Annotated in this window: 17 protein-coding genes; 11 read left to right on the top strand and 6 right to left on the bottom strand. The window is 63.1% G+C overall.

Annotated elements, in window-relative coordinates; all coding sequences use genetic code 11:
* Window positions 1-2: 2 nt before the first annotated feature.
* A complete protein-coding gene (tsaD, locus tag GSQ92_RS00640; protein ID WP_158800966.1) occupies window positions 3-1100 on the top strand; it encodes a tRNA (adenosine(37)-N6)-threonylcarbamoyltransferase complex transferase subunit TsaD in 1098 nt (365 codons plus the stop codon).
* Window positions 1101-1202: 102 nt separating this feature from the next.
* On the top strand, window positions 1203-2078 hold the full coding sequence (locus tag GSQ92_RS00645; protein ID WP_254065445.1) for a hypothetical protein: 876 nt from the start codon (window positions 1203-1205) through the stop codon (window positions 2076-2078).
* 103 nt (window positions 2079-2181) lie between these two features.
* On the opposite strand, the gene GSQ92_RS00650 is transcribed toward GSQ92_RS00645, so the two are convergent.
* Complete coding sequence (locus GSQ92_RS00650; protein WP_158800967.1) at window positions 2182-3339, bottom strand: ABC transporter ATP-binding protein; 1158 nt, start codon at window positions 3337-3339, stop codon at window positions 2182-2184.
* A gap of 256 nt (window positions 3340-3595) precedes the next feature.
* Between GSQ92_RS00650 and GSQ92_RS00655 the strand changes: the two genes are divergently transcribed.
* Complete coding sequence (locus GSQ92_RS00655) at window positions 3596-4732, top strand: oxidoreductase (protein WP_159012817.1); 1137 nt, start codon at window positions 3596-3598, stop codon at window positions 4730-4732.
* A 21-nt stretch (window positions 4733-4753) separates the two neighbouring features.
* On the opposite strand, the gene GSQ92_RS00660 is transcribed toward GSQ92_RS00655, so the two are convergent.
* A complete protein-coding gene (locus GSQ92_RS00660) occupies window positions 4754-5089 on the bottom strand; it encodes a helix-turn-helix domain-containing protein (protein ID WP_158800969.1) in 336 nt (111 codons plus the stop codon).
* 650 nt (window positions 5090-5739) lie between these two features.
* On the opposite strand from GSQ92_RS00660, the gene GSQ92_RS00665 reads away from it, so the two are divergent.
* Window positions 5740-6255 carry a glycine zipper family protein gene (locus tag GSQ92_RS00665; RefSeq protein ID WP_254065446.1) on the top strand — a complete coding sequence of 172 codons (516 nt, stop codon included), beginning with the start codon at window positions 5740-5742 and terminating at the stop codon, window positions 6253-6255.
* A 76-nt stretch (window positions 6256-6331) separates the two neighbouring features.
* Here GSQ92_RS00665 and hydA read toward each other — a convergent pair whose 3' ends face one another.
* Entirely contained in the window at window positions 6332-7786 is a 1455-nt protein-coding gene (gene hydA, locus GSQ92_RS00670; protein WP_158800970.1) for a dihydropyrimidinase, read from the bottom strand.
* A 144-nt stretch (window positions 7787-7930) separates the two neighbouring features.
* On the opposite strand from hydA, the gene GSQ92_RS00675 reads away from it, so the two are divergent.
* The 7 genes from GSQ92_RS00675 to GSQ92_RS00705 all read left to right on the top strand — a co-directional run bounded on the left by GSQ92_RS00675 (window position 7931) and on the right by GSQ92_RS00705 (window position 15365).
* Entirely contained in the window at window positions 7931-9301 is a 1371-nt protein-coding gene (locus tag GSQ92_RS00675) for an NAD(P)-dependent oxidoreductase (protein ID WP_158800971.1), read from the top strand.
* Entirely contained in the window at window positions 9294-10580 is a 1287-nt protein-coding gene (gene preA, locus GSQ92_RS00680) for an NAD-dependent dihydropyrimidine dehydrogenase subunit PreA (protein ID WP_158800972.1), read from the top strand. Before GSQ92_RS00675 ends, preA begins: the two co-directional genes overlap by 8 nt.
* The gene (locus GSQ92_RS00685; protein ID WP_158800973.1) at window positions 10577-11845 is read left to right on the top strand and encodes a Zn-dependent hydrolase; all 1269 of its coding nucleotides are present in this window, start codon (window positions 10577-10579) and stop codon (window positions 11843-11845) included. Before preA ends, GSQ92_RS00685 begins: the two co-directional genes overlap by 4 nt.
* Window positions 11846-11940: 95 nt before the next feature.
* Window positions 11941-12657, top strand: coding sequence for an ABC transporter ATP-binding protein (locus GSQ92_RS00690; protein ID WP_159012862.1), 717 nt, complete (start codon window positions 11941-11943; stop codon window positions 12655-12657).
* Between the two features lie 42 nt (window positions 12658-12699).
* Entirely contained in the window at window positions 12700-13512 is an 813-nt protein-coding gene (locus GSQ92_RS00695) for an ABC transporter permease (RefSeq protein ID WP_158800974.1), read from the top strand.
* Window positions 13509-14351, top strand: coding sequence for an ABC transporter permease (locus GSQ92_RS00700; protein ID WP_159012818.1), 843 nt, complete (start codon window positions 13509-13511; stop codon window positions 14349-14351). Before GSQ92_RS00695 ends, GSQ92_RS00700 begins: the two co-directional genes overlap by 4 nt.
* Window positions 14352-14369: 18 nt before the next feature.
* Window positions 14370-15365, top strand: coding sequence for an ABC transporter substrate-binding protein (locus GSQ92_RS00705; RefSeq protein WP_159012819.1), 996 nt, complete (start codon window positions 14370-14372; stop codon window positions 15363-15365).
* A gap of 84 nt (window positions 15366-15449) precedes the next feature.
* Here GSQ92_RS00705 and GSQ92_RS00710 read toward each other — a convergent pair whose 3' ends face one another.
* Genes GSQ92_RS00710 through GSQ92_RS00720 form a run of 3 tightly spaced genes read right to left on the bottom strand, consistent with a single transcriptional unit; the run spans window position 15450 to window position 20181 of the window.
* Window positions 15450-16946: a sugar ABC transporter ATP-binding protein gene (locus GSQ92_RS00710; protein ID WP_159012820.1), complete on the bottom strand. Its 1497-nt coding sequence runs from the start codon at window positions 16944-16946 to the stop codon at window positions 15450-15452.
* Window positions 16943-18079 carry a hypothetical protein gene (locus tag GSQ92_RS00715; RefSeq protein ID WP_159012821.1) on the bottom strand — a complete coding sequence of 379 codons (1137 nt, stop codon included), beginning with the start codon at window positions 18077-18079 and terminating at the stop codon, window positions 16943-16945. The genes GSQ92_RS00710 and GSQ92_RS00715 overlap by 4 nt, the downstream gene beginning before the upstream one ends.
* Window positions 18061-20181 (bottom strand): ABC transporter permease subunit, encoded by a 2121-nt coding sequence (locus tag GSQ92_RS00720; protein WP_159012822.1) that lies wholly within the window; start codon window positions 20179-20181, stop codon window positions 18061-18063. Before GSQ92_RS00720 ends, GSQ92_RS00715 begins: the two co-directional genes overlap by 19 nt.
* Window positions 20182-20187: the final 6 nt, after the last annotated feature.

Raw genomic sequence — 20187 nt, forward strand, 5'->3', positions numbered from 1 at the left:
CCATGACGGAAGAAAAGACCGCGCCGACGCTGATCGGAGCATGGAAGCGCGAAGGGCTCGCTGGTCCAATTCTTGGCATCGAAACTTCCTGCGACGAGACTGCTGTCGCGATCCTCGATCAGGACGGACGGATCCTTGCGGAACGGGTGCTCAGCCAGTTCGCGGAACACGCCCCCTTCGGCGGGGTGGTACCGGAGATCGCGGCGCGTGCCCATCTCGTTCATCTGCCCGCCATGGTCCGGGATGTGATGGCCGAAGCTGGGCTCGGCATGGCGGATCTCTCCACGGTTGCGGCGACCAGCGGTCCGGGCCTGATCGGCGGGCTATTGGTCGGCGCGGGGTTCGGCAAGGGCCTCGCCCTGGCGTCTGGGATTCCTTTCCTAGCGATCAACCATCTCGAAGGCCACGCATTGACGGCCAGGCTTCCGGGGCTGGTCCCGGATGGCGCGCCTTTTCCCTATTTGCTGCTGCTGCTCTCCGGCGGTCACTGCCAATGTGTGGCGGTTGAAGGTGTCGGGCGATACCGGCGCCTCGGCGGCACGATCGACGATGCGGTCGGGGAAGCCTTCGACAAGGTCGGGAAACTGCTCGGCTTGCCGCTACCCGGCGGCCCGGCCATCGAGCGCCTGGCGGCGCACGGCGATGCCCGCCGCTTCCCTCTGCCGCGCCCGTTGCTCGGCAAGCCGGGCTGCGATTTCAGCTTCTCCGGTCTCAAGACGGCCGTGGCGCAGCTCGTCAGCCGACAACCGGCGGGCGCGCTGGACGAGACGGTCGCCGCCGGCATCGCCGCGAGCTTCCAGGCTGCCGTTGCCGAGATCCTGGCCGATCGTGCGGCTCACGCTCTGGCCGTGATGCCGGAGGCGACGCGGTTGGTGGTGGCGGGCGGTGTTGCCGCCAATCAGGCATTGCGCGCGGCTCTGAACGTGGTCGCCGAGAAACACGGCGTGCCGCTGATCGCACCACCGCTGCGCTACTGCACCGACAATGCCGTGATGATCGCCTGGGCGGCCTGCGAGCGACTCCACGCCGGATTAGCGAGGGACGGCATCGATCACCGCCCCCTTCCGCGCTGGCCCTTGGAAAATTTGAGAGCGGCCTAAATAACTCCGTATTTTCTGCGCATTACGTGTAAGACATGATATTGTCGATTAGATAGCATTCTACTCATTTTATCTTAAATCGGGCTCGTTATTGGGGTCACCATGCTGCGCACCGCTACTCGCCTCGCGGGCCCGTTTGGTCTTGTCGTCATGCTCTCGGTGAATACGGGCGTCTTCGCACGGCCTGCTGGGCCCTTGCCTGACACCGCAGCCAAGCCCCTTAACGAAGCGGCCATCGCGGCCGAGGCCGCCGCAATTCGCTCGGCTTTGGCTCTAGTGGCGCCGAACGGACCCCACATGACCGCGGCTCGACAGGCGACGATGATCGCCTTGGGCAAGCGCATGGTGCTGGCGGGCAACCTCTTCTTCCTCCGCCCGCAGCTCCTGCTTCTAGTCGATCGCGCCGCGGCCACGCAGATCATGGCCGTAACCTTGGTTACGCCGGATGGGCTCTGGCAGATCCTCGGCACCAGCCATGTCTCGACCGGCAAGCCGGGACGCAAGGAACACTACAAGACCCCCGTCGGCGTGCTGCTGAACAATGGCGCCGAACTCGGCTACAGGGCACAGGGCACGTACAACCAGAACCACATCCGCGGCCTCGGCGTGAAGGGTATGCGGGTCTGGGATTTCGGCTGGCGAACCACTGATGATTGGCGATACGCGAAATCGACGATCGAGATCCGGGTCGAGATGCATGCGACCGACCCCGCCATTCTCGCCCACCGTATCGGTCGGCCGGATTCCGAGGGCTGCATCCGGGTTTCGGCGGCGCTCAACAAATTCCTCGATCGCCGCGGGATCATCGACGCGGATCTTCGGGCCTTCGCTGTGCGGGATATCAGCTACCGCGCCCTGCTGCCGGCGCATGCCGACCCGACACCGCTAGCGGGCGACGCCGTTGTGGTCATCGACAGTTCCGAACCCTGGCTCCGCCCCCATCCACCTGCGCCGCCGGCGGTCGCCATGGGGGATTAGAGTTTGAGCGGCGTCAGCTTTGAGCGGGATGCCTCGCACGCCCCCGTCTCACCCACTCGGAGCATCCCGACTGGATGAGACCGATCAAGACGCTGGCGGAAGACTAGACCACCTTGTCCGTCGCCGGATCGATAAGGTGCATGTTGTTCATATCGACCGACAGTGTCAGCTTTCCGCCCGGAGGGGCGGTAACGTCCGGGTCGATGCGGGCGCAGAGCGGCGGCGCCACATCGCCCGCGCCGTCCTTGCCTACTTCGCCCAAAGCGCCCGGAGCGCCACCGGCGAGGTAGAAGTAGATCACCGTCTCCATGCCCATCGGCTCGGTAATGTCGATATCAACATCGAGCGGAGCGAAGCCGGGGCGATTGTCGCCCGGAAGGACCGCCATATGCTCGGGCCGGATGCCCAGGATCATGTCCTTGCCCTGGAACGGCATATAGCGCGCGGTACGCTCCGCCGGCACCGGCAGTGACACGCCGTTCGTCAGCTTGACCACAAGCTTTTCGCCTTCCTTGGCCAGCCGGCACGGAATGAAATTCATTCCCGGGCTGCCGATGAAGCCGGCCACGAACTTCGTCTGCGGGTGGTGATAGAGCTCCTGCGGCGGCCCGACCTGCTCGATCAGCCCCTGGTTCATGACGACGACCCGATCGGCCAGGGTCATGGCCTCGACCTGGTCATGGGTCACATAAACCGTGGTGGTGCGGACGGTGTTGTGGACCTTCTTGATCTCGGTCCGCATCTGCACGCGCAGCTTGGCGTCCAGGTTCGACAGAGGCTCGTCGAAGAGGAAGACCTTCGGGTTGCGCACGATGGCCCGGCCCATCGCCACGCGCTGACGCTGGCCACCCGACAGGGCGCGCGGCTTGCGGTTGAGCAGCGGGGTAAGATGGAGGATGCGGGCCGCATCATCGACGCGCCGCTTGATGTCTTCCTTGGGGAACTTCCGCAGCTTCAGGCCGAAGGCCATGTTGTCGAACACGCTCATATGCGGGTAGAGCGCGTAGTTCTGGAACACCATGGCGATGTCCCGGTCCCGCGGGGGGACGTCGTTGACAACGCGGCCGCCGATGTCGATCTCGCCCGAGGAGATGTCCTCAAGACCCGCGATCATCCGCAGGGTCGTGGACTTGCCGCAGCCGGAGGGGCCGACCAGCACGACGAATTCGCCATCCGCGATCTCGAGGTCGATGCCCTTCACGGCCAAGGCGTCGCTGTTCTCGTAGTTCTTCTTTAAGGTTCTGATCGAGACCTGGGCCATTCGTTTCCTCTTTCCCTGCCGGCGACGTTACGCCAGCGGACACCAACCGGCAGCCGCTGGCAAGACTTTAACCCAATTTCAATTGGGAAGAAGATTCCTTTCATAGCCTTCTCCATAGAGACGATAAAATGCTTGGCTGAGAGATTTGCTGCGACCCCGATCGGAGCGCGCTTTTCTAGCCACCGGCTCGGCCTTCGGAACCGTCTCCGGGGCCAGGACCCGAGATGCCTAGCGACGACAGAGTCAGGAGCTATCGATGGCCGAACAGATCCGCGTCGCCCTCATCGGCTATGGCTATGCCGGGCGCACCATCCACGCGCCACTCATCGGAAGCGTGGAGGGGCTGGAACTGGCTGTCATCGGCTCGCGGCAGCCCGAGGACGAGCTTCGCGCGCGGCTCCCTGGCGTCCGCCCCGTCGCCGACCCCCTCAAGGCGGCCACCGACCCAGATGTGGATCTGGTCGTCATCGCCACCCCGAACCAGAGCCACGCCCCGCTGGCCGAGGCGGCTCTGCGGGCGGGGAAGCATGTCGTCATCGACAAGCCCTTTACGGTGACGCTGGAGGAGGCGCGGCGGCTTGCCAAGCTGGCGAGTGAGACCGGGTGCCTGCTTTCGGTGTTCCAGAATCGTCGATGGGACAGCGACTTCCTGACCGTTGCCGGGGCCATCCGCGATGGCCGGCTTGGCGAGATAGCGCATGTCGAGTCTCGCATCGACCGCTTCCGGCCGGAGGTAAAGGATCGCTGGCGGGAAAGCCGCCAGCCCGGTGGCGGCCTATGGTGGGACCTCGGGCCGCATCTAGCCGACCAGGCGCTGCATCTGTTTGGCTTGCCGGAGCACGTGACGGCCCATATCGCGCTGCAACGCGTGGGTGCCAAGGCGGATGACTGGTTCCAGATCATGCTGACCTATCCCAAGCTGCATGTGATTCTGGGCGCGGGCATGCTGGTTTCCGGCGGGACGCAGCGCTTCACCTTGCACGGTTCGCGAGCCAGCCTGGTCAAGCGCGACGTCGATGTGCAGGAGAACCAGTTGCGCGCCGGCATGGTCCCTCGCGACCTCGATTGGGGCATCGACCTCGACGCCGCGACGCTCTTCGATGGTGCCACCGGGGAAACGGAGCTGGTCACCGCCATCGATGGTGACTATTGCCGCTTCTATGACGCCGTCCGAGACGCTCTGACGGAAGGCACGGCCAATCCCGTTTCCCCCGCCGAGGGCGTGGCGACGATGGCGATACTGGAAGCGGCTCAGGCCTCGGCACGGGAGGGCCGCAGCCTGCCGCCGCCCCTCCTCCCGGAGGAGGTCGCAGACTTCGAGACAGGCCGGGCAAACAGTCTCGCAGTGAGTGCCATGACTGCGCGCGACGCGGCGGCATCCGCTATCTTCTGATGCCGCCGCGACCGCTCCGGCCTAGATCGGCGTTTCCAGCGCCGCCTTTCGCGCGAAATCCCGCCCACGGGACGAGGCGAAGATCAGGTCGAGGCCGCCGCGATCCCGCTCAATAACCCGCACCAGGAGCGCGCACGACACCATGCGCGCTACCGCTCGTGCAACGACGGAGGGTGTCAGGTTGAGCTCCAATGCAAGCTGGCTACCGGTCAATCCCTGTGTCGACGAACTGCAAATCAAGAGGATCGCAATCTGACGCAGCGAGAGGTCAGCTGAATAGGCCTTCCGCATGTTTCTGATCTGTGTACAAAAAACCAGACCAGAATCTGAACATAAAATCCCCTCGCGTGTCGCCACTATATCCTCCGCAATTGACGGCACAGAACGTGCTCTTTTGAATGTGCAGCTAAACCACGACAAAATGATATCGAAATGACATTTAAATTCAAAAAATGGTCCTGAGCGGAGGGGCTCCAAGCAAGTTTCGGTATCGGAACTTATAGGAAATTTACAGTGGCGGTCAAGAAAGTAATTTACCTGAAACAGATTCGTTACGTTTCGTTTAACAAAATGTGCGTCGCTCACATCGAGTGCTGCCTCGTCCGCGCCCGACGCGACTCCGCGGTCCTTCTTGCCTCGGCGACCGGCGCAAGGCGCGCCTCAACCCGTTGCGAAGTGGCGAGGCCATAATTGGTTTTGCCCTGGCGTCATTTGCATAATTTCAGTCACGGACAGCAGATTTTCACGGCCGCCCGCAACCAAACGTTACGCCTCAGGTTCGTCTCTATTCTACAACAAACTTGTGAAATCGATACTTGGCCCGCCGGTGGAGATCGGCGCCACCCGTCCAGCGGCGGCGGCTCGACATCAGAGGGCGTGCGCGGCGGGCGTGACCGAGGGAACCCGGCGCAACGCGCGCCGGCAACCCCTGCGTGCGACATTCTTCGAGACGGACCGTATAACCTTGTGTTTAAAGGGCTCTACAGACGCGTTCTGAGGGAAAAGTGATGAGACGTCCAATCGCCGCAATGGCCGCCTTGACCGCGACAGGGGTTGCCCTCCTGCTCGCCGGCTGCGCGAGCACGCCTTTGGGTCCCACGGTGCAGATCGTGCCCGCGAAGGACAAGCCGTTCCAGCAATTCGCGACGGAGCAGGCCTACTGCAAGAACTACGCCGCAGGCCAGGTTCAGGGCGAGGCGGAGCACGCCAATACGATCGGTGCCGGCACCGCCGTGGTGGGCACGCTGCTCGGGGCTGGGTTAGGCGCGGCGGTCGGCGGCGGCAGCGGTGCGGCGATCGGCGCTGCCAGCGGTGCGGCCGTAGGCACCGGGCTCGGAGCAGGCAATTCTGCGAGCCAGCAGGGCGGCATCCAGGGCCAGTATGACAACGCCTATGCGCAGTGCATGGTGTCCTATGGCAACCAGGTCGTCGTGCCGCAGATCCTGGTGCAGCCTGCGCCGTATGTCGTGCAGCCTGCCCCTTACTACGCCCCGGCGCCCGCCCCCTACTATCAGGGCTATTGAGCCGACGTCCGCAGCGGCGCGGATCCGTGTCTCCCAGCCGTATTGCGGCGAGGAAGGCAGGGACGCGTCGCCGATTTTACCCACGGCGGACCGCTTCCGGCGCCGTCTCCCGGTTGCGCGTCGCGATTGCCTTGATGAACGGGGCGAAGCAGGGCCGGTCGATGTAGCGCCCCGCACCGCGCTCGGCCCGCAATTCGCCATTCGTATAGACCAGCCGCCCGGCGGCGAGCGTATGCCGGGCGGCGCCCTGAACCTCCATCCCCTCGTAGACGTTGAAATCGACGTTCTGGTGATGGGTGCGGGCGGAGATGGTGCGGCGCGCCGCCGGATCCCACACCACGAGATCGGCATCCGCCCCTAAAGCCACCGCACCCTTGCGCGGGAAGATGTTGAAGATCTGCGCCGTTGCGGTCGAAGTAATCCGCACAAAATCCGACGGCGTGAGACGCCCGCTCCCTACGCCATGATGCCACAGCACGCTCATCCGGTCCTCGATCCCGCCGGTGCCATTGGGGATCAGAGTGAAGTCATCCCGTCCGGCGGCCTTCTGGGGCGCGCAGAAGCAGCAATGGTCCGTCGCCGTGGTCTGCAAGCCGCCGGAGGAAAGTGCACCCCATAGCGCTGTCTGGTGGTGTCTGGGACGGAAGGGCGGGCTCATCACATGGGCGGCGGCCGTGGCGAAATCCGGATCACGATAGACGCTCTCATCGATCACCAGATGCTGAGCGAGAACCTCGCCATAGACGCGATGGCCCGCCGCGCGAGCGCGGGCGATGGCGGCGGTCGCCTCCGCCGTCGAGACATGCACGATATAGAGTGGCGCGCCAACGACCTGCGCCAATGAGATCGCGCGTTCCGCCGCCTCGCCTTCGAGCGCCGGAGGCCGCGACAGCGCGTGGCCCTCGGGGCCGGTGATACCCTCCGCCAGCAGCCGGCGCTGCAGGTGGTACACCGCATCACCATTCTCGGCATGAACACTGCAAATAGCGCCAAGTTCGAGCGCGCGCGAAAAGCTGTTCAGCAGCACGCCATCATCGACCATGATTGCGCCCTTATACGCCATGAAATGCTTGAAGCTGTTCACGCCATGGTTGCGCGTGAGTTCGCCCATCTCCTCCCGCACGCGATCCGACCACGAGGTGACGGCGACGTGAAAGCTGTAGTCCGCCGCTGCCTTTTCCGCCCAGCCGCGCCAGGTGCGGTAAGCGTCGAGCGGGCTGTCCTGCGGTCCGGGAATTACGAAATCGATGATCATCGTGGTGCCGCCTGCAAGGCCCGCGGCTGTGCCGGAAAAGAAATCCTCCGTCGCGACCGTGCCCATGAAGGGCAACTCCATATGAGTATGCGGATCGATACCGCCCGGCATCACCAAGGCGTCGCCCGCATCGACGATCTGCGCGTCGGTCGGCACATCAAGATCGGCACCGATCGCCACGATCTGTCCCGCAGTGCAATAAACATCCGCCCGGTAGCTGCGCTCGGCAGTGACGACCGTGCCGCCCCGAATGACTATTCCGCTGTCTGAACTCATGGCTCGCTGCCCTTTCTCGGTCACGCCGGACGCTTGTCACGAGGTCAATCCACTTGTGCCTGACCAGTGCCGCAGATATAGGCAAGCTGAACACCTGCTCAGGATCGGGTCAAGCTTGTATCCAGGTTACAGCGAGGTAGACGCATGAGCGAGGCGATTGACGAGGCACCAAGTGCCGATTTCGCCCCCTCCCCCTTGTCTCGCGAGGCGCTGGCCCATGCCTTCGCCGACCTCCACCCCCCCCTCTCCCATGACGCCGCCAAAGTCGAGGCGGAACGTTGCTATTTCTGCCACGATGCCCCTTGCGTGACGGCCTGCCCGACCGCGATCGACATCCCAGGCTTCATCCGGGGTATCGTCACCGGAAATATGACTGGGGCTGGCCAGCGCATCCTCGACGCGAATATTCTCGGTGGAACTTGCGCGCGTGTTTGCCCGACGGAAATTCTTTGCGAGGGTGCCTGTGTGCGCACGGCGCAGCAGGGCAAGCCAGTCGAAATTGGTGCGCTGCAGCGGGTCGCCACCGATCACGTTTTCGCGCAGGCGGCGCATCCATTTACGCGCCCCGCCGAGACAGGCCGGCACGTTGCCGTGGTGGGCGCCGGACCCGCCGGTCTTTCCTGCGCGCATGCCTTGGCGCGCCAGGGCCACGACGTCACAATTTTCGAGAGCCGGCCGAAGCCCGGTGGCCTCAACGAATTCGGGATCGCCGCCTATAAGATGGCCGATGACTTCGCCGCCCGCGAGGTTGAATTCGTGCTCGACATTGGCGGAATCACGATCGTCAACGAGCGGACACTCGGACGCGACCTGCATTTGTCGCAACTGCGTGTGGAATATGATGCGGTTTTTCTCGGCATCGGACAGGCGGGCGTAAAATCACTCGCGCTGGAGGCCGAGAGCTTGCCCGGCATTATGAACGCCGTGGATTTCATCGCGGCGCTTCGTCAGTCCGGCGATTTCGCGACTGTGCCGGTGGGGCGCCGTGTCGTGGTGATCGGCGGCGGCAATACCGCGATCGACGCGGCGACCCAGGCGAAACGTCTCGGCGCCGAGGTCGTCACACTAGTCTATCGTCGCGGCCGCGCGGAGATGTCGGCGACGACGGCGGAACAGGATTGGGCGCAAACCAACAACGTCGCTTTCCGCTTCTGGGCCGCGCCGGTTGGCTTCGAGGGCGAAGATCACGTGCAGCGCGTGACGTTTGCGCGGATGGCGCCCTCGGTAGGCGGCGGCTTGCAACCGACGGGCGCGCAGTTCAGCCTGGAGGCCGATATGGTTCTAAAGGCCGTGGGACAGAACTTCCAGCAGGAGTTTCACGACATCGCGCCAGACATCAATTCCGGGCGCATCGTCATCGACCCCGTCAAGCGGCAAACCTCCATTCCGGGTGTTTTCGCTGGCGGAGATTGCGTCGAAGGCCATGATTTGACGGTGCAAGCGGTCGAGGACGGCAAGCGTGCGGCGCGTGGGATTGCTGCATTCCTCGCCGAGGGAGTGACCGACCGTGGCTGATCTTCGCACCAACTTCGCCGGCATCCGCTCGCCCAATCCTTTCTGGCTCGCCTCCGCCCCGCCGACCGACAAAGCCTATAACGTGGTGCGCGCATTTCGCGCGGGCTGGGGCGGCGTAGTTTGGAAGACGCTGGGCGAAGATCCGCCGGTCGTGAATGTGAGCAGCCGTTATGGCGGCGTATCTTACAATGGCCAGAGGCTGGCTGGGATGAACAATATCGAACTCATCACCGACCGGCCGCTCGAACTGAATTTGCAGGAGATCAAGGAGGTCAAGCGCGACTGGCCGGATCGCGCGCTGATCGTGAGTCTCATGGTGCCCTGCGAGGAAGACAGCTGGAAAGCGATACTCGCTCGTGTCGAGGATACCGGTGCCGACGGACTCGAACTGAATTTCGGCTGTCCGCATGGCATGTCGGAGCGCGGCATGGGCGCGGCGGTCGGGCAGGTTCCCGAATACGTCGAGATGGTCACGCGCTGGTGCAAGCAATACTCGCGCTTGCCGGTGATCGTGAAACTCACACCGAATATCAGCGACATTCTGCAACCGGCGCGCGCCGCGAAGCGCGGTGGCGCGGATGCCGTATCGCTCATCAACACGGTGCAATCGATCGTCTCGGTCGATCTCGACCTCATGGCGCCGACGCCGGTGGTGGACGGCCTCGGCACCCATGGCGGCTATTGCGGACCAGCGGTCAAGCCGATCGCGTTGCGGATGGTGGGCGATATCGCCCGCGACGGGGAAACCGCCGGGTTGCCGATCTCCGGCATCGGCGGCGTCTCCACCTGGCGCGACGCGGCGGAATTCATCGCGTTGGGCGCCGGTTCCGTCCAGGTCTGCACCGCCGCGATGCATCACGGCTTTCGCATCATCGACGATATGGTCGATGGTTTGTCGAATTGGATGGACGAGAAAGGTTACGAGGACCTGCGCGCCTTCCAGGGTCGCGCGATTCCGAATTACGTGCATTGGCAAGACCTAAATCTCGACTGGCGTACCGTCGCGCATATCGATCCCGACCTCTGCATCGGTTGTGGGCTGTGTCATATCGCCTGCGAGGATACCGCGCATCAGGCCATCGCCGCTTATGCCAAGGGCACCAACCGCGCCTATGAGGTGATCGACGCGGAATGCGTCGGTTGCAACCTGTGCCATCACATCTGCCCCGTCGAAGGCTGCATCACGATGGTTCCGGAATATAGCGACCGGCCGAAACTCACCTGGACGAACCATCCGAGCAATCCGATGCGCGCCAAGCCGGAAGTCGCCTCGGTATGACCAGTGTAGGCGCCGGTAATCTTCGCATCGATGCCGACCGGCTCTGGGCCAGCATCATGGAAACGGCGGCGATCGGCGCCACCGAAAAGGGTGGCATCAAGCGGCTGACGCTGACCGATCTGGATCGCGAGGTGCGGAACTGGTTCGTCGCCCGCTGCGAGAACGCCGGCTGCAGCGTCAGCATCGACACGCTTGGGAATATCAGCGCACGGCGCCCAGGGCGGGACAATAGCCTGCCGCCCATCGCCATGGGGAGTCATCTCGATACCCAGCCGACCGGCGGCAAATTCGATGGCGTCATCGGTGTGCTGTCGGGTCTGGAAGTGCTGCGCAGCCTCAATGATGCGGGTGTCGAGACGAATGCGCCGCTCGAGGTCATCAACTGGACCAACGAGGAAGGCTCTCGCTTCGCCCCCGCCATGCTGTCTTCCGGTGTTTTCGCGGGTGCCTTCACGCCGGACTACGCCTATGACCGCGAGGATCGCGAGGGCAAGCGTTTCGGCGATGAACTTATCCGCATCGGCTACAAGGGCGACGAACCCTGCGGCGCCCGTAAACTCGGCGCCTTCTTCGAGCTGCATATCGAGCAAGGTCCCATACTGGAGGCCGAGGAACGCACGATCGGAATCGTCACCGGCGTGCAGGGCATGCGCTGGTATGAGGTGACGGTGACGGGCATGGATTGCCACGCGGGCAGCACGCCGATGCATCTGCGCCAGGATGCGCTGGTCGCGACTGCGCGCATGATCGCGGCGGTGCAATCGGTCGGGCTCGCTCATGCGCCTGATGCTGTGGCGACCGTCGGCCTGATCGAGGCTCGTCCGAATAGCCGCAACGTTATTCCGGGCGAAGTGTTCTTCTCGATCGACCTGCGCCACCCGCAGGATACCGTGGTCGCGGCGATGGAAGCCGACCTCCGGCATGCCCTGGACGAAACAGTCGCCGGCACCCGCATCACCTTTACCTTCGACCGCATCTGGGATTCGCCCGCGGTGCATTTCGACGAAGCCTGCGTATCCTCGGTCGCCGCCGCGTCGGAGGCGCTCGGCTATTCCTCGCGCCGCATCACTTCCGGCGCTGGACATGACGCGGCCTATATCGCGCGGGTCGCACCAACCACGATGATCTTCGTGCCGTGTGAAAAAGGCATCAGCCACAACGAGCTGGAAAAGGCGGAGCCCGGGGACGTCGCGGCGGGCGCCAACGTCCTGCTTGCGGCCGTGCTCGACACCGATGCGCGGCTCTACGGGCCACGCGATCGGTGAGCGAGGCCGAAGTCGCCGCCCGCTCTCCGCCGCCGCAATCCGCCCCTGCCGCGCCTGTCGTCGTCGCGCGGGACCTCTCGATCGACTTCGGCAGCATGGTCGCGCTGTCGGATGTTTCCCTGAGTTTCACGCGTGGCGACTTCGTGTCGCTGATTGGCCCTTCGGGCTGTGGCAAAACCACGCTGCTGCGTGCCGTCGCCGATCTCGTGCCGCCGAGCCGCGGCAGTCTGATGGTCAACGGCATGACTCCCGGCGATGCGCGACGCGCCCGCAGCTACGGCTACGTGTTCCAGGCGCCGGCCCTCTACCCTTGGCGCAGCGTCGAGCGGAACGTGATGCTGCCTCTGGAAATCATGGGCCTGCCGAAAGCCGAGCAACGCCGCCGGGCCGCGCATTACCTGGGCCTCGTCGGTCTTGGCGATTTCGCGCGGAAGTTTCCCTGGCAGCTTTCCGGCGGCATGCAGCAACGCGCCTCCATCGCACGGGCACTCAGCTTCGAGCCCGCGCTACTGCTGATGGATGAGCCTTTTGGTGCGCTGGATGAAATCACGCGCGACGGCTTGAACCTGCACTTGCACGAACTTTGGCGCCGCTCCGGCCTCACCTGCGTTTTCGTGACGCATTCCATTCCCGAGGCGGTTTTTCTGTCCACGCGCATCGTCGTGATGTCGCCGCGCCCCGGCCGCGTTATCGAGATCATCGAAAGCGACCTTCCCGCCGAGCGCGATCTCGACATGCGCGAGAGCGCGGAATTCTTGCGCGTCGCTCACCGGGTGCGGGAGGCGTTGAGGGCGGGACATTCCTATGACTAGTTCAGCAAAAGCTCTCACCCCCGGCGGCAGCGGCCGAAACTCATGACGCGTGAGCAGAGCGGCCTGCGACGCGCAGTCGACACGGCCTTTCCCGTATTCGTTGTCGCTGTCGCGGCCGTTGTGCTTTGGTACGCGATCTCCGCCATCATCGGCACCGCGCTGCTGCCACGGCCGGACCAGGTCGCGGCCACATTAGGAACCAGCGTTTTCGGCTGGCCGGTCACCTCGCCGCGCAATCTGCTCTATCACGCAGGTGTAACCGCAGAGGCGGCGCTCGTCGGACTTGCCTTCGCGATTGTGCTGGGTGTCGCGATCGCTGTCGGCATCGTGCATTTCCGCGTGCTCGACCGTTCGCTGATGCCGTGGGTCATCGCTAGCCAGACCATCCCGATCCTCGCGATCGCGCCTATGGTTGTTGTGGTGCTTGGAAACCTTGGTTTGAGCGGACTACCACCGAAAGCCGCGATCTCCGGCTATCTCGCCTTCTTCCCCATCGTTGTCGGCATGGTCACAGGGCTGCGCGCGCCGGACAGCATTCAGTTCGACCTCATGCGCACCTATTCAGCCTCGGGCCAGCAGGTCTTCGCCAAGCTCCGCCTCCCCGCCTCCGTCGCTTTCCTGTTCCCCGCACTGCGCGTTTCCGTGGCACTCTCCGTCATGGGCGCGATTGTCGCGGAATTGCCGACGGGCGCGCAAGCGGGCCTTGGCGCGCGGCTGCTGGCCGGAAGCTACTACGGTCAGACGCTCATGATCTGGGCGACGTTGGTGATGGCGGCTCTGCTTTCGGCGAGCCTTCTTGGTGTGACGGCGCTAGCCGAAGCCGGATTGCGCGCCTGGCGAGGCGGACGGCTATGACGATCGCACTCGTCAGCCTTCTCCTCACGATCGCGGCACTCTGGGCGATGGCCCGGCTATCGCGATCCGACACACGCACCGCCCGGCTAGCGACACCGGCGATTTTCGGACTGTTGCTGATCTGGCTTTGGCAAGCCGCCGTCATGGGCTTCCATATTCCACGCATCCTCTTGCCCGCGCCGACGGAAGTCGTCTCTGCCTTGTTTTCGCACACCGCGATGTTGCGGCGCGATTTCGTGCAGACCTTCGTGCGTTCCGTCATTCCCGGCTACGTGATCGGCTGTGGCTTGGGCTTTTTGGCGGCGCTCGCGATCGACCGCTCGGCTTTCCTCAAGCGCGGATTGCTGCCGCTTGGCGGTCTTATCAGCGCGATGCCCATTGTCGGTGTCGCACCCATTGCGGTGATGTGGTTCGGCTTCGGCTGGCAGTCCAAAGCCGCTGTTGTCGTCGCCATGACAATCTTTCCGATGCTGGTGAACACCACGGCCGGCCTCGCCGAAAGCGGCGCGCTGGAGCGCGACCTCATGACGAGCTACGCGGCCGGCTACTGGCTGACACTCCTGAAACTGCGGTTGCCGGCGGCGCTGCCGCATATCTTTACCGCACTCAAGTTGAATTCGACGTTGGCGCTGATCGGCGCCGTCGTCGCGGAGTTCTTCGGTTCGCCGGTTTTCGGCATGGGATTCCGCATCTCCACCGCCGCCGCCAGCCTCAACCTCGATGTCGTCTGGGCCACCATCACCATCGCCGCGCTGACCGGTTCGCTATCCTTCGCGCTACTCGCGCTGGCCGAGCGGGCGGTCACGTTCTGGCACCCGTCCTTCCGCAACCCAAGCTGAGTTCAAGGAGATCGTTCGATGAAGAAAATCCTTCTCGCAGGCGTCATGGCACTGGGCCTCGCCGCCCAGGCACAGGCCGCGGACCATCTGACCTTGCAACTCAAATGGGTCACGCAGGCGCAATTCGCCGGCTACTACGTCGCGGCGGCCGAGGGCTACTACAAGGCGGCCAATCTAGACGTCACAATCAAGCCGGGCGGGCCGGACATCAACCCGTCGCAGGTGATCGCGGCAGGTGGCGCGGATGTCATCGTCGATTGGATGCCTGATGCCTTGGCGGCGCGGGAGAAAGGCGTTCCGTTAGTGAATATCGCTCAGGTTTTCGAGAATGCGGGACTGGAACTCACCTGCCGGAAAGATAGCGGCATCACCAAGCCCGCCGATTTCAAGGGAAAGACGCTGGGCGTGTGGTTTGCCGGCAACCAATATCCCTTCCTCGCCTGGATGGGAAAGCTCGGCTACACGACTGAGGGATCGAACCCAGATGTCACCGTCCTTAAGCAGGGCTTCAACGTTCAGCCGCTGTTGCAGAAGCAGGCTGCCTGCATCTCGACGATGACCTACAATGAATACTGGCAGCTCATCGAGGCCGGCATGACGCCCGAGCAACTGTTGGTATTTAAATATCAGAACGAAGGCGTCGCGATGCTGGAGGATGGGCTTTATACCTCGGATGCAGAGCTCAAGGATCCGACAAAAGTGGATGCGCTCGCGCGGTTCGTGAAAGCGTCGATGCAGGGCTGGGAGTATGCCGCCGCCCATCCCGAGGAAGCCGTCAAGATTGTCATGGCGAATGACACAGCGGGTGTGCTCGACGCCGCGCATCAGACTCACATGATGAAGTCGGTGGCCGAGCTTCTTGGAACCGACAAGGCCAAAGCTGGCTATCTGAACGAGGCCGACTACGCGCGCACGGTTGATGTTCTGATGAGCGACAAGACGGATCCGGTGATCACGAAACAGCCGGTCGGCGCGTACAGTCACGTTGTTTGGGACAAGGCTTACGGGCACTAAGACCGCCCTGACCTGGTCCGCACTTGCACCTCATGCTTGGCATAGCCCAGCATGAGGTGCCTCAGTGACTAAACCTACGAACGCCTAGTGCACTGCGGCGAACATGATGCGTTCCTCGGTCGCCTGGGCGATATCCAGTTCCTCAACCACCCGGCCTTGCCGAGCGACCAGCACGCGGTCGGAAAGTGCCATGATCTCTGGAAGATAGGATGAGATCACGACCACGGCGATACCGCGATCGGCCAGCGAATTGATGAAGCGGTGGATCTCGGCAATCGCGCCGACATCGACACCGCGTGTGGGCTCATCGAAGATGATGACCTTGGGTTCCTGGACAGCGGCCTTGGCAATGACGACCTTCTGCTGATTACCGCCCGAAAGCTCGATGATCTTCGCACTCGCATCGATCGCTCGCACACCAAGCCGCTCGGTCCATTGCTTGGCGAGAGTCCGCGCCTCCGTCATCGAAACCACAGCGAGCGGATTAAGACCGCGCGCAAGATTGCCGATCTGGATATTCTCCGCGATCGACATGGTCTCGAAGAAGCCTTCCACTTTGCGGTCCTCAGTAACATAGACGATGCCGTCGAGGATCGCCGGCCGTGGCGTTCTGTAGCGAACGAGGCGGTTGCCGAGTTCAATGGAGCCGCCATGGAAGAAGTCGCGCTTCAGCACGCCGCTTACGATCTTCATCGTCTCAGTACGACCGGCGCCGACCAAGCCGAAAAACCCTGTGATCTGCCCCGCGTAGATCGAAAACGATGTGTTTCGGACGATGCTGCCCATGGACAGGTTCTGCACACTCAATACCCTCTCGCCATAGGCTCGGGCACGCCGCGGCTTGTCCTGGTCGTAAAGCTCATGCGACAGGGTGCGGCCCACCATGCCCTGCACGATACGCTCGCGGTCGAAATTGGCGGTAGCGTCCGTCACCACAAGCTCCCCATCGCGCAGGATGGTGATGCGGTCCGACAGGAGAAGCGCTTCTTCCAGAGCGTGGCTGATGAAAATGATGGAGGTGCCGCTGTCCTTGAGGCGACGTACAAGATTGAAGAAGTGAAACTTCTCCTCGGGTGTTAGGCTCGCGGTCGGCTCATCAAAGATGATGAGCCGGGCTTCGTGATGCACCGCGCGCGCGATTTCGACCATCTGCTTTTTGGCAGCGCCCAGCGACGAGACCAGCGCCATGGGATCGACGTAGAAATTCAGCGACAGCAGGAAGCGTTGCGCTTGGATATAGAGACCGCGCAGCCGGTTGAAGATCTTCTCCTCGCCGAGATAGATGTTCTGTGCCACCGTCATCGACGGCACGAGGTTGGTTTCCTGAAACACCATCGCGACTCCGCGCTGCTTTGCCTCCGATGGCGAGGCAAGCGTGACGGCCGCGCCGTCGATCAGCATCTCGCCAGAACTTAACTGGTAGACGCCGGCGAGGATCTTCGTCAGCGTCGATTTCCCAGCGCCATTCTCGCCGACGATCGCGTGAATTTCACCGGCCTCGACATTGAAATCAATGTTGCGGATGGCGGGAACGCCCCTGAACTCTTTCGTGGCACGTCGCAGTTCCAGAACCTTCGTCATGCGGGATAGCCGCTCAAAAGCGGGTCGCGCGGCAGTCCGACCAGAACGCCCGAGCCCTGCGCACCGACCATCAACGTGTCACCATGCTCCGCGAGAGACGTCACCCCATGCACCCGGCCATCCGCGCGGCTGTGGTAGCTCGCGATGGGCCGCATGCGTTCATCGCAGCGCACGACGAGGCCATAGGACCAGGACGGCGACCACGGCTTCAGAGTGTTCAGCTTCTTGCGTGCGCCACCTTGGATCGGTTCCAGAAAAGTAACGCCGCTGAAAAGCGCTGGCGCGATCCAGAGATCGGTGTCGATGGTGTCGATCATGCGGTCGCGATAGGCCGTCTCTTTCAGCACAAACTCCACGAGCTGGTTGCGCGGTGCGAACATCGCGAGCCAGAAGCCACCACCCTGCGCTGCCAAGATGCGACCCGGATAGGCGGGAAGCTTGCCGAGCGCGGTCACAATCGGCGTCGCCCGCGCAGCCTGCAGCATGACGACCCGGTGCCGCCAAGCCTCCGACACGAAAACCGCGCTATCCGCCCCCAGTACCACGCCAGAGGGGAAGCAGAGACCCGAGGCCAAAGCGATCGGCTTCCCGCTGTCAGTCAATGGAATACGCCAGAGTTTGCCGCTGGCACCCTTGGTCATGAGGTCGCGCTTCCACTCGGCGGCGGGCAGCATCGCGGAGCCATTCGCGAGGATCAATGTATCCGCACCGAGAAAAGCACCGGCGGTCGGACAATTCAGCCGTTCTCCTTCCACCTCAATCAGCATCCTCCCGTCGTGCCGACCACCAACCAGCAGCACACCCCCCCCGTCCTGTCCCACCGCGAGCACACCGCTCGGGCCAACCGCGAGAAAACTTACCGGCTTCGGACAGGTGCGGATGATGCGTGAGGTCCAACCTAAGTCACCGGCGGCCAGCGACACGATCTCCGAACCCTGCGATCCGATCAGCCCATCTGGCGTCGTGAGAAGATTGTCGAGGCGAGGAAAGCGGCCCAGGATCGGCGCTTGATCCAGCTGCGTATTGGGCGTGAGGGGACCATCCATCGCGGGCACTGCGGTTCCGGTCGTGTCGAAGCCACGAAATGACGCGTAGGCCCGGTGCAAAGCTCCGATCACGAGGGCGCCCCCCAATAGGCATCCTGCGCGCACCAATTCGGATCCGCGCCCGGAATCTTGTAGCGCCCGATACGGTTGTTCGAGACGCCGCCGAGATAGAGATAGCCCCTGTGCTCGCGCATCGAGGTGATCATGGGATGGTTCTCACCACCTAAATCCCACAGGCTTTCGAGAATATCGCCACGTTCGTTGAAGCGGATGACGCAGCCCGTATTGATATTCGGATATAGCCAAAGATCGGGCGCCACACGCCGCGCCATGCGGCGGCGGAAACCTGGCATGGATAGCGCGAGATCGAGCGCGGGGGTCCGCATCCCTAGCAGCGCCGCCCAGTAATTGCCATCCGACGATCGGTTGATGTTGTCGGGATAGCCAGGAAGATTCGCCAGAACCGGCTCGCGCTTGCCCTTTTTAGGCCCATCGAACCAGTAGCGGCTGATCGAACAGGTCCAGCTCTCGGCGAAAAGGAAAGACTGGCCGTCGGACGCCATGACGACGCCATTGGCGAAAACCAGCTTGTGGATCTCGGTACGCGTGCTCCCGTTGCGCGGATTGTAGCAAATCATTCGCCCATTGCCGCGGCTTTCCAGCGCGTCGGTCGCCCAATCCTCCTGCTCGTAGCGGATCGTCGCCTCGCTGAAATAGACCCGTCCGTCCGGCGCGATATCGAGATCATCGGCCAGACGCAGGCGCGAATCATCGACGACCGAGAGCAGGCTGCGGTTGGTCTCGTCGGTGAGCTTACTCACCACTTTGTCGGGCGAAACCTGATATAGCCCCATGCCGCCGATACAGACGAGAAGATTGCCTGCTCGGTCGAAAGCCATGCCCAAAGGATGGCCGCCGATATGCGCGAAAACCTCGTGCCGCTTATGGTCCGGGCCGAAGAAGCGCACGATGTCGCCTTGGCGCGTGCCGCAATAGAGGTTGTCGGCGCGGTCGAGAATCACGTCTTCCGGACCCTCGATCACGCCGAGACCGATAATCTCGACGTTGCGAAGCTTGTCGTTCAGCGCATAGGGCGAGCCGGGATCCGTGGTACGCGGCGGCGGCGGCAGCGTGAGATAGGCCGGAGACACGTAGATCTTCGACAGCCATTTCTCGCGGTTCTTCAGCCAGCGCATATCGATGAAAACCGCACCGATCAGGACGCAGCCCAGAATCATCGAAGTCACCGGCCCGGTAACGCCGAAGTTGATGAGGCTATTGGTCAGAATGAGCACCAGCAACGCGCCCATGATGGCCTTGGAGACAGAGCCGCGCCCGCCGCCGAGCGAATTGCCACCTAGCACCACGGCCGTCAGCGCGGAGACCTCCAACCCGATGCCGGTATCGGAACCGGTGCTGCCAAGCCGGGCGGCGAACAGAAACCCCGCCAGCGCACAAAGCCCGCTCGACCACACATAGGCAAAGAACACCGTGCGGCGAACATTGATGCCGGCATTATAGGCTGACCGCCGTGCGCCACCGACCGCCGTCAATCGCCACCCTGGCCGCATCCGCGACAGCACGATATGCCAGCCGATGGCGATGACCACCGAAAGGATCAGCGAAAAGGGAATGGCGAAGACCGCGCCGGCACCAAGAAAGTCCCACAGATCGGAATCGACATTTCCGGAAACCAGCGCGGTCGAGAAATGGAGGAAAACCAGCTCGTAGATCGAGCGAAAGATGATGAGTGTGACGAGTGTCGTCAGGAAGGCGCGCAACCGCATGTAGCCGACGAGGAAGCCATTCAACGCGCCGCAGACCGCGCCCATTGCCAGGGTCGCGACCCAGACAACCGGAATAGGCCAGCCCAACACGTTGATACCAAGCAGTGCGAACAACACGGACAGCGAAAAGACCGCACCGACGGAGAGATCGATGCCGCCCGAGATAACGACGATCGCAAGACCCAGAACAACCAGCCCGAATTCGGCGATCTGACGGCCGAGATCGGACAGATTCGAGAGTGCGAAGAAATCCGGCGTGATCGCGCCGAAAACAACGATCACCGCGATCAGCGCGATGAACGGAATGGCGTTGTCGATCCACCGCTTGGACAGCAACTCCCCGACCAGATGGTCGGGGAGATAGCGGTAGCGCAGGCGCGCAAGGGTCTCGTTCTGGGGCATGAGCCG

It is taken from the genome of Acidisoma sp. S159, assembly GCF_009766125.1.
Classification (GTDB): Bacteria; Pseudomonadota; Alphaproteobacteria; order Acetobacterales; family Acetobacteraceae; genus Acidisoma.

Bases quoted from the DNA above. Each gene is read 5' to 3' on its own strand.
- tsaD (WP_158800966.1), top strand. From the start codon at position 3: ATGACGGAAGAAAAGACCGCGCCGACGCTGATCGGAGCATGGAAGCGC.
- GSQ92_RS00645 (WP_254065445.1), top strand. From the start codon at position 1,203: ATGCTGCGCACCGCTACTCGCCTCGCGGGCCCGTTTGGTCTTGTCGTC.
- GSQ92_RS00650 (WP_158800967.1), bottom strand. From the start codon at position 3,339: ATGGCCCAGGTCTCGATCAGAACCTTAAAGAAGAACTACGAGAACAGC.
- GSQ92_RS00655 (WP_159012817.1), top strand. From the start codon at position 3,596: ATGGCCGAACAGATCCGCGTCGCCCTCATCGGCTATGGCTATGCCGGG.
- GSQ92_RS00665 (WP_254065446.1), top strand. From the start codon at position 5,740: ATGAGACGTCCAATCGCCGCAATGGCCGCCTTGACCGCGACAGGGGTT.
- hydA (WP_158800970.1), bottom strand. From the start codon at position 7,786: ATGAGTTCAGACAGCGGAATAGTCATTCGGGGCGGCACGGTCGTCACT.
- GSQ92_RS00675 (WP_158800971.1), top strand. From the start codon at position 7,931: ATGAGCGAGGCGATTGACGAGGCACCAAGTGCCGATTTCGCCCCCTCC.
- GSQ92_RS00685 (WP_158800973.1), top strand. From the start codon at position 10,577: ATGACCAGTGTAGGCGCCGGTAATCTTCGCATCGATGCCGACCGGCTC.
- GSQ92_RS00690 (WP_159012862.1), top strand. From the start codon at position 11,941: ATGGTCGCGCTGTCGGATGTTTCCCTGAGTTTCACGCGTGGCGACTTC.
- GSQ92_RS00695 (WP_158800974.1), top strand. From the start codon at position 12,700: ATGACGCGTGAGCAGAGCGGCCTGCGACGCGCAGTCGACACGGCCTTT.
- GSQ92_RS00700 (WP_159012818.1), top strand. From the start codon at position 13,509: ATGACGATCGCACTCGTCAGCCTTCTCCTCACGATCGCGGCACTCTGG.
- GSQ92_RS00705 (WP_159012819.1), top strand. From the start codon at position 14,370: ATGAAGAAAATCCTTCTCGCAGGCGTCATGGCACTGGGCCTCGCCGCC.
- GSQ92_RS00710 (WP_159012820.1), bottom strand. From the start codon at position 16,946: ATGACGAAGGTTCTGGAACTGCGACGTGCCACGAAAGAGTTCAGGGGC.
- GSQ92_RS00720 (WP_159012822.1), bottom strand. From the start codon at position 20,181: ATGCCCCAGAACGAGACCCTTGCGCGCCTGCGCTACCGCTATCTCCCC.